This window comes from Curtobacterium sp. MCBD17_003, assembly GCF_003234885.2.
In the GTDB taxonomy this organism is placed as follows: Bacteria; Actinomycetota; Actinomycetes; order Actinomycetales; family Microbacteriaceae; genus Curtobacterium.
In genome coordinates, this window is the sequence record NZ_CP126275.1 from 1,433,801 (window position 1) to 1,445,565 (window position 11,765).

Here is an 11,765-nt window from a genome sequence, read left to right on the forward strand (position 1 = left end):
GCCACGGGGCGGGCGGGAGGGACGTGCGGCGGCTGCCGCTGAGCGACTCGACCGCACGCACCGCCCCCGGCGGGGAGTAGCGTCCGCCTCGGCACCCGACGCCGCGGTCCGCGGCGCCCGACGAAGGAGGTCCCGCCATGCCCGCACTCATCGACACCTTCACCACGTCGAACGGCCTGCACATTCCGGGGATCGGCTTCGGCACCTGGCAGATCCCCGACGGGGCGGCCGCGTACGACGCCACCCGCGCCGCGCTCGACGCCGGGTACCGGCACGTCGACACGGCACGCGCCTACGGCAACGAGGCGAGCGTCGGCCGTGCGATCAAGGACAGCGGGGTCCCGCGCGACGAGGTGTTCGTGACCACGAAGTGCCCGGCCGAGGTGAAGACCGCCGACGGCGCTCGTCACGCCTTCGCCGAGTCCGAGCGCCTGCTCGACGTCGGCCCGATCGACCTGTACCTCATCCACGCGCCCTGGCCCTGGAACGCGATCGGCTCGGACCACCGCGCCGGGAACATCGAGGTGTGGAAGGTGTTCGAGGAGCTCTACGACGCCGGGCGCACCCGTTCGATCGGCGTCTCCAACTTCGAGGTGGACGACCTCGAGTCCCTCGCCGCGGACACCGACGTCGTCCCGCACGCCAACCAGATCCGCTGGTTCATCGGCAACACCCAGGACGAGACCACCGCCTACTGCCGCGAGCGGGACATCCTCGTCGAGGGGTACTCGCCGCTCGCCACGGGCGGTCTGCTCGAGAACGAGGCGATCCGGGCGATCGGCGAGCGGTACGGCAAGTCCGTCGCCCAGGTCGCGATCCGCTACCTGCTCGAGAAGGACGTCCTGCCCCTGCCGAAGTCCACCACGCCGTCGCGCATCGCCGAGAACGCCGACGTCGACTTCGCGCTGTCGGCCGAGGACATCGCGACGCTCGACGCGCTCGAGGACACCGACGCCTGACGCTCCGTGGAGGCGGTGGTCCGTACCGTCACGGCAACCGCCTCGAGGAACGGACCAGGATGAGCGCCACGAACGACACGACCGACACCGCGTCGACCGACATCGCGATCACGGACACCGACGCGACCGAGGTCGTCCGGTTCCTCGCCGAGCACCGGCAGCGTGTCGTCGACGAGTTGAGCGCGTGGGTGGCGATCCCGTCCGTCGGCGCGCTCCCGGAGCGGGCCATCGACGTCGAGCGGTCCGCGCACTGGCTCGCCGGCGAACTCCGGGCGATCGGGTTCACGACCGAGCTCCTGCGGGCCGGGCCGTCCGTGGCGGTGTACGCCGAGTGGCAGGTCGACCCCGCGCTGCCGACCGTGCTCGTGTACAGCCACCACGACGTGCGGGACGCGAAGCCCGAGGAGTGGAAGGAGACCGCGCCGTTCGCGCCCGTGCTCCGCGACGGCCGGCTCTACGGCCGCGGTGCGTCGGACGCGAAGGGCCAGATGATCGCGCACCTGTGGGGACTGCGGGCGCACCTGGCGACCCGACCGGACGGGTTGCCGGCGGTCAACTTCCGGGTGATCGTCGAGGGCGAGGAGGAGCTCGGCTCGACGCACCTCGCGAACCTCATCGAGACCCACCGGGACCGGTTCGCCTGTGACGTCGTCGTGTTCTCCGACACGCTGCAGTGGAAGCAGGGCAACCCCGCCGTCGTCACCTCGATGCGCGGCATGACCGGGGCCACGCTGACCATCACCGGGCCGGAGCGCGACGTCCACAGCGGAGCGGCGTCCGGACCGACGCCGAACCCCGTCCACGTGCTCGTCGACGTCCTCGGGCGGCTGCACGACGACGACGGCCGCATCGCCCTGCCCGGCTTCTACGACGACGTCGAGGAGCTGACCGACGAGCGGCGGCGCGAGCTCGAGGACCTGTCCTTCGACACCGACGTCTGGCTCGAGCGCACCGAGACGCGGATCGTCACGGGCGAGCGCGGGTTCACGGTCGAGGAGCGTCTGTGGGCACGGCCGTCACTCGAGATCCTCTCGGTCCTCGCGGGCGACCCGACCGGCGTCTCGCGTGCGGTCATCCCGTCCCATGCCACCGCCGAACTCAGCATCCGCACCGTCCCGGGGCAGCACGTGCACACCGTCGCGGAGCAGGTGCGCGCGTTCTTCGACGAGCACATCCCGGACACCGTGGTCTACGAACTGACCATCCCGGAGGAGTCGGGGCAGGACCCGTACGTCACACCGTCCGGGCCCGCGCTCGACGCCCTCGACCGAGCCATGGCGCGCGGACACGGGACCCCCACCGCCGGCCGCATGGGCAACGCGGGCGGCGGACCGGCCGAGCTGCTCGGACGCGAGCTCGACGTCCCGGTGCTGTTCGTGGGCACGGGGCTCCCCGAGGACCACTGGCACTCGAGCGACGAGAGCATCGACCTCGAGATGCTCGTCGCCGGCGCGGCCTCGATCGCGCACCTGTGGACCGAACTCGGCGCGTCGATCGAGCCCGAGCGCTCCTGACGCTCCCGCTCAGCGGTACCGGGGCTTGCGCGGCGGCCGGTCGTCGCGGTCGTCGCGCCCGCCTCGGTCGTCGCGGTCGCGGCGCGGACCGCCACGACGGTCCGGGCGGATCTCGATGAGCTTGCCGCTGATCCGGGTGTCCCGCAGGCGGTCGAGGACGTCCTCGGACAGGTCCGCCGGGAGCTCGACGATCGAGAAGTCCGGACGGATCTGGATCTGACCGAAGTCGTCGCGGCCGAGGCCACCCTCGTTCGCGAGCGCGCCCACGATCTGGCGCGGCTCGACGCGCTGCCGACGACCGACCTCGATCCGGTAGGGCGCCATCGGCTGCGTCGACCGGGCCCGCCGCTCGGGCCGTTCGCCGCGTCCGCCGGTCTGGTCGTCGCGGTCGTACACGCGCGGTCCGCGGTCCTCGGTGGCGCGGCGCTGCCGCTCCTCCTGCGGGTCGAGCAGCAGCGGCTCCTCACCCTGGGCGACGACGGCGAGGGCCGCCGCGACGTCTGCCTCGGGCACGTCGTGGTGCTCGACGTAGTGCCCGATGATGTCGCGGAACGCCGAGATCCGGTCCTGCTGCTCGAGCGCCGCGGTGATCGCGTCGTCGAACCGTGCCAGACGCGTGACGTTGACGTCCTCGACCGTGGGCAGCTGCATCTGCGTGAGCGGCTGACGCGTCGCCTTCTCGATGGCGCCGAGCAGGCGGCGCTCACGGGGCGTGACGAAGCTGATGGCCGCACCACTCCGGCCGGCGCGGCCGGTGCGTCCGATGCGGTGCACGTAGGACTCGGTGTCGATCGGGATGTCGTAGTTCACGACGTGCGTGATGCGGTCGACGTCCAGGCCCCGTGCCGCGACGTCGGTGGCGACGAGGATGTCGAGCTTGCCGGACTTGAGCTGGTTGACCGTGCGCTCGCGCTGCGCCTGTGCGACGTCCCCGCTGATGGCGGCGGCGGCGTACCCCCGGGCCCGGAGCTTCTCGGCGAGCGTCTCGGTCTCGCTCTTCGTGCGGACGAACACGATCATCCCCTCGAAGTTCTCGACCTCGAGGATGCGGGTCAGGGCGTCGACCTTCTGCGGGTAGGACACGAGCAGGTAGCGCTGGGTCGTGTTCGCCGAGGTCGTCGTCTTCTGCTTGACGGTGATCTCGGCCGGGTCGTCCAGGTACTGCTTCGAGATCCGACGGATCTGCGCCGGCATGGTCGCCGAGAACAACGCGACCTGCTTGTCGTCCGGCGTCTCGGCGAGGATCGTCTCGACGTCCTCCGCGAACCCCATCTTGAGCATCTCGTCGGCCTCGTCGAGCACGAGGTACTTGAGCTCGGACAGGTCGAGGGTGCCCTTGGCGATGTGGTCCATGATGCGCCCCGGCGTGCCGACGACGACGTCGACACCGCGGCGGAGCGCCGACAGCTGGACGCCGTACGCCTGCCCGCCGTACACCGGCAGGACGTGCACACCGCGCATGTGCGCGGCGTACTGCTCGAACGCCTCGCACACCTGGAGTGCGAGTTCACGGGTGGGGGAGAGCACGAGGGCCTGCGGCAGTTTCTGCGAGGACGCGAGCCGCGACAGGATCGGCAGCGCGAACGCAGCGGTCTTGCCCGTGCCCGTCTGTGCGAGGCCGACGACGTCGCGCCCCTCGAGGAGCGTGGGGATCGTGGCGGCCTGGATCGCGGACGGCACCTCGTACCCGATGTCGCGCACGGCCTTGAGGACCGGCTCGCTCAACCCGAGGTCGGCGAACGTCGGCGAAGCCCCGTCGGTGTCGGCGGCGGTCGGCGTGTCCGTGTCGGTGCTCATACAGGAACGGTATCCGGTCGAGGGTGTCCCGCGTGGCGGATCGCGGGCCCGCGCCTCCCGTCCGGCGTCAGCCGAGTCCGGCGACGAGGTTGACGAGCGTCGCGAGGATGACCGATCCGAACACGTACGCCAGCAGGCAGTGGCGGAGCACGACGCGACGGATCGCCGTGGACGTGACGGCCGTGTCGCTGACCTGGAACGTCATCCCGAGGTTGAAGGCGAAGTACGCGAAGTCGCCGTACGCGGGCGGCGTCCGCTGGTTGAAGTCGATGCCGCCCTCGGCGTCGCCGCCGTAGTACTGCACGGCGTACCGCAGCATGAACAGCGTGTGGATGAGGATCCACGACAGGGCGACACTGAGCACGGCGAGGGCCGCCAGGAGGTCCGCTCGGAGCCCGCCGCTCTCCTTCGACCCGATGAGCGTCATGCCGACGATGAACAGGCTCCCGACCGCTGCGAGCACGAGGAGGACGTGGCTCACGCGGCGCGTCGGGTCCTCGCGGAGCGCGTGGACGCGGGTGGCGACGCCGTCGAGGCCGTGGACGGCGGTCCAGACCCGCACGAGGTAGGTCAGGCAGGCGGCCGTCCAGCCGATCGCCCAGGCCGCGAGCCCGGCGTGCACGACGAAGGCGACGACGCCGGCGGCCACGCCGACGACGACCATCGCGATGAGGCGAGCACGGGAGCGGCCGCGGTGCGCGCCGACCTGCATGGAGTCCACCGCATGATCGTCGCCGCCGGTGACTCCGCGCGGGCTGCGACACGCACTCGCGGCGTCGCCGACCTACTCGTCGTCCGGGTGCTCGCGGTGGTCCCGCGCCGTGCGCAGGCCGACGACGAGCGCCGCGATGCCGGCGATGAAGCCGCCGAACGTGCTGATGACATTCGAATCATCCGGGCCGGGCACGCCGCGCACCAGGTTGACCAGCGCGCTGATCCCGTCGACGACGAACACGACGCCGAGCGCGTACCAGACGAGGTCCGCGTGCCGCTGGAGCCACCCGGAGATCCGCGGCTCGTCCTCGTCGGCGTCCGTTCGCGGGGTGGTCTCGTCGTCCATGGTCGGGATGCTAGCCGCTGGGCACTCGGTGGCCGCTGCCGTGCGACCGTCCCCTGCGATCGGGTGCACGTCGTTCGGCACGGTCGCGTCCCGGTGGTCGTGCCCGGCGTGTCAGGTGGCGGCCGTGCCGCGCAGCTCGATGGCGATCTGGGTGGCGTCGAGGTTGGCGAGCGCGTCCTCCAGGACGTCGGCGTCGAACGTGCCGTTGTCGCGGGCGTCGAGCAGCGCGGACCGTTGCGCCGCGATGACGGCGAGGCGGTGCTGCTTGGCGATGCCGAACCGCTCCTGGGTCGGGTCGCCCCCGAGCTGCGGCGGCTCGGGCACGGACTCGCCGCTCGACCGCATGAGCTCGAAGAGCCGCGTGCGTTCGGCGTCCGTCTGCTGTTCGAGCGCCGCGGTGTCCCGTGGTGGCGTGATCCGCCGCAGCAGGGGCCCGATCGTGCCGCCCTGGACGAGGAGCGACAGGGCCGCGACCGCGAACGCGATGAGCACGAGAGCCGAGCGCTGTGGCGTGTCGTGCGGGAGGGTCTGGGCGGCGGCGACCGTGACGGCACCGCGCATGCCCGCCCAGACGACCGCGGTGCCCTCGCGCCATCCGAGCGGCTCTCGCCGGAAGTACGCGATGTCGGCGAGCACCTGCGTCACGCGTCGGGCGAACCGCTCGAGGTCCCGCGCGGACCGCGGGCGGCCACCGGAGCCCGGACCGCGCTGCCGCGCGTTCACCTCGACGAACGCCTGCCGTTGGCCCTCGGGCGTGTCGAGCTTCGCCTGCACGCCCTGCAGTCGGTCCTCCAGCCGGACTCCGCGGCCCGCCCGGGCACGGAGGACCCGGAGCAGCGGCGCGACGTACGCGGCCCGGACCATCACCGTGAGCACGAACGCGCCGACGGCGACCAGGACGGCGATCCCGACACCGGCGTGGTCGTGGTGCACGGCCCCGACGATCGACGTGATCTGCAGGCCCATGGTCAGGAACACGATGCCCTCGAGCACGAGCTCCACCGTCCGCCAGTTCTGCGAGTCCGACAACCGGTGCTGCGGCGACAGGTCCCGCGGCGCGAAGACGCCCGTGATGAGGCCCGCGACGACGGCGGCCACGAGTCCGGACGCGCCGAGGGCCTCCGCCGGGACCGCCGCCGCGAACGGCACCGCGAACGAGATCACCGTGTTCACCGTGGGGTCGGTCACGCGCTTGCGCACCACGAGGTCCAGCCAGCCCACGAGCCACCCGATCAGCAGCGCCACGACGACCGAGTACGCGAACGTCCCGACCGCGCCCCAGAACGAGAAGGACGCGGCCGTCGCGACGATCGCGGTGCGGAGGAGCACGAGCGCCGTCGCGTCGTTGAGCAGGCTCTCGCCGTCGAGCATCGCCACGACGCGCTTGGACACCGACGTCCGCTTGATGATCGACGTGGCCACGGCGTCGGTCGGACTCACGATCGCGCCGAGCGCGACGCCCCAGGCGAACCCGAGGCCGGGCAGGACGAGCATGAAGAACAGGCCGAGCACGAGTGCGCTGCCGACGACGAGCAGGACGGACAGCCCGCTGATCGCCCCGAACTCGCGCCGGAAGTTCATGGCCGGCATCGACACCGCCGACGCGTACAGCAGTGGGGGGAGGAGGCCCTCGAGCACCCACGTGGGCTCGATGTGGACGGAGGCGAACCACGGCAGGAAGCTCGCACCGACGCCGATCGCGACGAGCACGAGCGGCGCGGCGATCCCGATGCGCGGGCCGACCACCGCGGCCGCGGCGATGAGCACGAGCGCGGACACGATGAGCACCAGGAGTTCCGTCACGGATCCAGACTGGCAGGCTCCGAGCACACCGGGGGGACCCGTCGTGTTCCGCCGATCCCGGCCCGTGCTCGGTCGACGCGCTCGGTCGCCACCCGAGCGGCGGCTAGGATTCCCTGAGGAGGCATCATGTCCAGGTGGGGGGACCGCGACGGAGTCGGCGCGGAGCAGAGCGGGACGCCGACGGTGCGCGTGATCGGTGTCGTGGTCGCGGTGGCGACGGCGGGCCTGTTGACCGGGTGTTCGATGCTCGGCGGGACGACCGACCCGGGCCCGTCCGTCACGACATCGCACCGTCCGACGCGCCACCGCGCGGCGACCGTGTCCGCCACGCCCACAGCCACGCCGACCGCCCCGAACGCCGGCGTCATCCCCGGGTCCGCGACGCCGCGCCCCGCGACCGCCGGACCCGAGGCGGCACCGAGCCCGAGTCCGACGCTCACGTCCGTCCCGCAGGGCACCGTCGTCGCCCAGGGGGACGTCGCGTCGCCGAAGGGCAGCATCCACTTCCACTACCGGATGGTCGCGAACGGCGACGACACGTACTCCGCCGATTACTCCGGGTTCACCTCGACCGTGCCGGTGCCGATCTCCGTCACGCTGCTCGACGTCCCGCCGGAGGTGGGGGACGGCCTGACCTACCACGGGGTCGCGGACCACCAGCTCGGGGGTCCGACGACCACACCGGCACCCGCGTCGTCCGCGTCCCTCGGCGACATCGGGCAGCCGGCGTACCTCGGGACGCTCGTGACCTACTCGTCGGCGGCGGCCGAGGCCGACGTGCCGCAGGAACTCGGCCCCGACAAGGTCCTCGCCGTGGACACCGTGCACTGGTCGATCCCCGTACGGCAGTCGAACGTCCACCCGGTCGACGGCGGGGCACGCCCCTACGCCTCCGGCACCGTCACCGCGACGACGGCCAGCGGCGCCCCGAAGCGGTACCGGGTGGCCCACGGCGACACGACGGCCATGGTGGCGTCGCGGTTCGGGATCTCGGTGCAGGACCTCATCTGGCTCAACGCGGGCCTGCAGGTGTTCGGCGACCAGCAGTACCTCTACGAGGACACGACGATCAACCTCGACCCCGACAGCAAGTAGCCCCCGGCCGGGACCCGGTCACACGACGGCCGCGATCGGCCGACCCGGGGCCCGGACCGCGGAGTCGAGCCGCGTCCACGCGCGGCCCAGGGCCTCGACGAGCCGCACCTGCGCGTCCGCCGGCACCGCGTAGGGGACGCGGAGGAACCCCTCGAAGCCCCCGTGCGGCCCGAACGCACCACCCGAGGTGAGGACGAGGCCCTCGGCGCGGGCGGCGAGGACGAGCGCGCTCGAGACCGGACGGCCGAGGCGCACCCAGGTGGACAACCCGCCGGCCGGTGCCGGGACCTCCCACTCCGGCACCCGGTCCCGCAACCCGGCCACGACGGTGTCGCGGGCGGCGCGGAGGAAGGTGCGCCGGGCCTCCAGGGCGGCCGCCGTGTCCGGGACGAGCTCGCGGACGATGCGCTGTTCGATCGCGGGCGTGCCGAGGTCGCCCGTCGGCCGGGCGAGCACGAGGCGCTGCAGGAGCGCGGGGTCCGCCCGGATCCAGCCGACCCGCAGACCACCCCAGAAGACCTTGCCGGCCGATCCGATGAGGACCGCTGGACCGGCCGTCGCGAACGGCGGCACCACGTCGCCGTCGATCCGGAGCTCCGCCATGGTCTCGTCGGCGATGACGACGGTGCCGGCGTCCGCGGCCGCCGCGAGCACGGCCTCCCGGAGTGCGGACGGCATGGTCGCCGCGGTCGGGTTGTGCAGGTCGGGCATGAGGTACGCGACCGCTGGCGCGCTCCGCCGCAGCGCGCTGACGAGCGCGTCACCGTCCCAGCCGTCGTGCGCGTCCACGGGCACGGCCACCAACCGTGCCCCGGCCGCGCGGAACGCCTCGTGGGCGTGCGGGTACGTGGGGGACTCGATGAGGACCTCCGTGCCGCGGCGCACCAGCACGCGCGCCAGGAGCGCGATCGCGTGCTGCGCGCCGAGGGTGACGAGCACCTGGTCCGCCGTCGTCGGCAGGCCCCGCGTCGTGTAGCGGTCGGCGATCGCCGCCCGGAGCCCCGGGTCGCCGACGGTGTCGTACCCGTTGCCCACGAGTGCGGCCGGGAGGCCCTGCACCGCCCGCACCGCCGCCTCGGCGACACCCGGGGCCGCGTGGAGCGCTGCCTTCCGCAGGTCGAGCAGGTCGCCGTCCACCGGCGCGGCGAGGTGGTCCGGGTCGGGCCGCCCGGCGACCGCGGACGGGAGCCGCAGCACACTCCCCGACCCGCGGGTGCTGCGGAGGAACCCGTCGTCCCGGAGCAGGGCGTAGGCGCTGGCGACCGTCGTCCGGCTGACGCCGAGCGCGTCGGCGAGCTGCCGTTCGGCGGGGAGGCGCGTCCCGACCGCGACCCGCCCGTCGATCGCGAGCACGCGGACGGCGTCGGCGAGTGCGCTGTAGGCGGGCCCGGACGAGCCGTCGCGCCAGTGCGTGAGCAGGGCGGCGGCGGCCCGGGCCGAGAGCACGAGGGGGATCACGGTGGCCAGCGTAGGATGATTGGCTCTCGACGACCAGTCCAATCCGCGGTTGGGTGCTCGTGTGTCCCGCCGCCCCGCGCTCGTGCTCCGTGTCGTCCAGCTCCTCGTCGGTCTGTTCCTCTACGGGGCCGCGACGGCGCTCATGGTCCGCGCGGTCATCGGCGTCGCGTCGTGGAGCGTGCTCACCGAGGGGCTCGAGCGGATCGTGCCGTGGTCGTTCGGCACCGTGACCCTGGTGTCGAGCGGCGTCATCCTGCTGTTCTGGATCCCGCTGCGCCAGCGGCCCGGCATCGGCACGGTCCTCAACGCGCTCACCATCGGCCCGGCCGCCGACCTCGTCCTCGCCGTCGTCCACACCCCCGCCGGGCTGCCGGGACGCATCGGGCTGTTCGCGCTCGGGCTCGTCCTGCTCGCCGTCGCCACGGCCTGCTACATCGGGGCCCGGTTCGGAGCGGGCGCCCGGGACGGCCTCATGGTCGGACTCCACGAGCGGCTCGGCTGGCCGGTCTGGCTGGCACGGACCGCGATCGAGTTGACCGTCGTCGTGGTCGGGTGGCTCCTCGGCGGCGACGTCGGCGTCGGGACCGTCGTCGCGGCGTTCGCCATCGGACCGATGGTCGGCCCGCTCATGCCCGTGTTCGCCCGTCTGCCATGGAGCACACCCACCGCGCCCACTCCGCGGTAGCGCTGCGGTACGGCGTCGATGCGCGGGTCCGTCCGTCACACGGGAATGGACGACGGCACCAGCGCTCTTGAGCACTCCATGACATCGTCGACGGAACGCCGCGGCTGGCTCAGTGTGCTCTCGGTGGCACTCGGCTCGTTCGTGCTCGTGCTCTCGGAGTTCCTGCCCATCGGACTCCTGCCCGCCATCGCCCGCGGGCTGCACGTCGACATCGGCACCGCAGGCCTCATGGTCGTCGCCACCGGACTCACCGGCGCCGTCGCCGCACCGGTGGTCACCGTCGCCACCTCCCGCGTGGACCGTCGCGTCGTCCTCGTCGCCCTCACGGCCCTCCTGGTCGTGGCCGACGCGCTCGCCGCGGTCGCGCCGTCGTTCTGGGTGCTGCTCGTGGCGCGGATGCTCCTGGGCGTCGGGATCGGCGGGTTCTGGTCGATCGGTGCCGGGATCGCCGGGAGGCTCGTGGCGCCGTCCGCCGTGATCCGCGCGACCTCGTTCATCACCGCCGGCATCTCGGTCGCGACGGTCGTGAGCCTGCCGCTCGGCGCGTTCGTCTCGTCGCTCGCCAGCTGGCGGCTCGCGTTCGTCATCGGCGGCGGCCTCGGTGTGGTGGCGCTGGGCCTCCAGGTCGCGATGTTGCCGCGGATCCCGGCGACCCAGGCCGTCCGGTTCGCGACGCTCGGCGGGCTGCTCCGGATCCCGCGCGCTCGCGTCGGTCTCATCGCCGCGGTGTTCCTGTTCGTCGCCCAGTTCGCCGCCTACACGTACGTGTCGCCGTACCTGGAACAGATGGTCCGCGTCGACGCGGACACCGTCACGATCGCCCTGCTCGTGTTCGGCATCGCGGGGATCATCGGGAACTTCGCCGCGGGGTGGACCCTGAGCCGCAGCGTGATCGGCACCATCGGCGTCGCGAAGGCCGTGCTCGCCGCCTCGGTCGTCCTGCTGCCCCTCGCGGCACAATCGGTCGTCGCGGTGTTCGTCCTGCTCGCGGTCTGGGGCTTCGTGTGGGGTGCGCTGCCCCTCGGGACGCAGACCTGGATGTCGAACGCGTCGCCCGGCTCGTCCGAGAGCGGTCTGGCGTTGTTCGTCACGACCATCCAGCTCGCCATCGCCGGCGGGTCCGTGCTCGGCGGCGCCGCCGTCACGTCGTTCGGGCTCGCGACCGACTTCTGGTTCTCGGGCGCCGTCGCGGTGGTCGGCGCCGTCGTGCTCGTCTGGCTCGGGCAGCGCCGGCCGTCGAGTCCGGCCATGACCGGGGGAACGGCGACGACCGCGGGACCCGCGACGACCGCGGGACCGGCGACGACGGCCGCGATCCGCCTCCCGGGTGCCGGCGACCCGGACCCGGTGTGCACGCCGGCTCCCTGACGAACGGACGATGCTGGCCGAGCGGT

The 11,765-nt window shown here is 72.9% G+C and carries 10 protein-coding genes; 5 read left to right on the forward strand and 5 right to left on the reverse strand.

The window, feature by feature from the left end:
* Nucleotides 1-137 precede the first annotated feature (137 nt).
* On the forward strand, nucleotides 138-959 hold the full coding sequence (locus tag DEI88_RS06860) for an aldo/keto reductase (protein WP_111072053.1): 822 nt from the start codon (nucleotides 138-140) through the stop codon (nucleotides 957-959).
* A 59-nt stretch (nucleotides 960-1,018) separates the two neighbouring features.
* The gene (locus DEI88_RS06865) at nucleotides 1,019-2,473 is read left to right on the forward strand and encodes a M20/M25/M40 family metallo-hydrolase (RefSeq protein WP_111072054.1); all 1,455 of its coding nucleotides are present in this window, start codon (nucleotides 1,019-1,021) and stop codon (nucleotides 2,471-2,473) included.
* A 9-nt stretch (nucleotides 2,474-2,482) separates the two neighbouring features.
* Here DEI88_RS06865 and DEI88_RS06870 read toward each other — a convergent pair whose 3' ends face one another.
* The 4 genes from DEI88_RS06870 to DEI88_RS06885 all read right to left on the reverse strand — a co-directional run bounded on the left by DEI88_RS06870 (nucleotide 2,483) and on the right by DEI88_RS06885 (nucleotide 7,133).
* Entirely contained in the window at nucleotides 2,483-4,270 is a 1,788-nt protein-coding gene (locus DEI88_RS06870; protein WP_111008727.1) for a DEAD/DEAH box helicase, read from the reverse strand.
* Between the two features lie 67 nt (nucleotides 4,271-4,337).
* Complete coding sequence (locus DEI88_RS06875; RefSeq protein ID WP_111008948.1) at nucleotides 4,338-4,982, reverse strand: DUF1345 domain-containing protein; 645 nt, start codon at nucleotides 4,980-4,982, stop codon at nucleotides 4,338-4,340.
* A gap of 72 nt (nucleotides 4,983-5,054) precedes the next feature.
* Complete coding sequence (locus DEI88_RS06880; protein ID WP_111008728.1) at nucleotides 5,055-5,330, reverse strand: hypothetical protein; 276 nt, start codon at nucleotides 5,328-5,330, stop codon at nucleotides 5,055-5,057.
* 111 nt (nucleotides 5,331-5,441) lie between these two features.
* Complete coding sequence (locus DEI88_RS06885) at nucleotides 5,442-7,133, reverse strand: cation:proton antiporter (RefSeq protein ID WP_111072055.1); 1,692 nt, start codon at nucleotides 7,131-7,133, stop codon at nucleotides 5,442-5,444.
* A gap of 126 nt (nucleotides 7,134-7,259) precedes the next feature.
* Between DEI88_RS06885 and DEI88_RS06890 the strand changes: the two genes are divergently transcribed.
* Nucleotides 7,260-8,228 carry a LysM peptidoglycan-binding domain-containing protein gene (locus DEI88_RS06890; protein ID WP_258375056.1) on the forward strand — a complete coding sequence of 323 codons (969 nt, stop codon included), beginning with the start codon at nucleotides 7,260-7,262 and terminating at the stop codon, nucleotides 8,226-8,228.
* A gap of 18 nt (nucleotides 8,229-8,246) precedes the next feature.
* Here DEI88_RS06890 and yczR read toward each other — a convergent pair whose 3' ends face one another.
* Complete coding sequence (gene yczR, locus DEI88_RS06895; protein ID WP_258368423.1) at nucleotides 8,247-9,686, reverse strand: MocR-like transcription factor YczR; 1,440 nt, start codon at nucleotides 9,684-9,686, stop codon at nucleotides 8,247-8,249.
* Nucleotides 9,687-9,747: 61 nt separating this feature from the next.
* Between yczR and yczE the strand changes: the two genes are divergently transcribed.
* Nucleotides 9,748-10,371, forward strand: a complete 624-nt coding sequence (yczE, locus tag DEI88_RS06900; protein WP_111008730.1) for a membrane protein YczE — start codon at nucleotides 9,748-9,750, stop codon at nucleotides 10,369-10,371.
* 78 nt (nucleotides 10,372-10,449) lie between these two features.
* A complete protein-coding gene (locus DEI88_RS06905) occupies nucleotides 10,450-11,739 on the forward strand; it encodes an MFS transporter (RefSeq protein ID WP_111072056.1) in 1,290 nt (429 codons plus the stop codon).
* The last annotated feature ends 26 nt before the right edge of the window (nucleotides 11,740-11,765 follow it).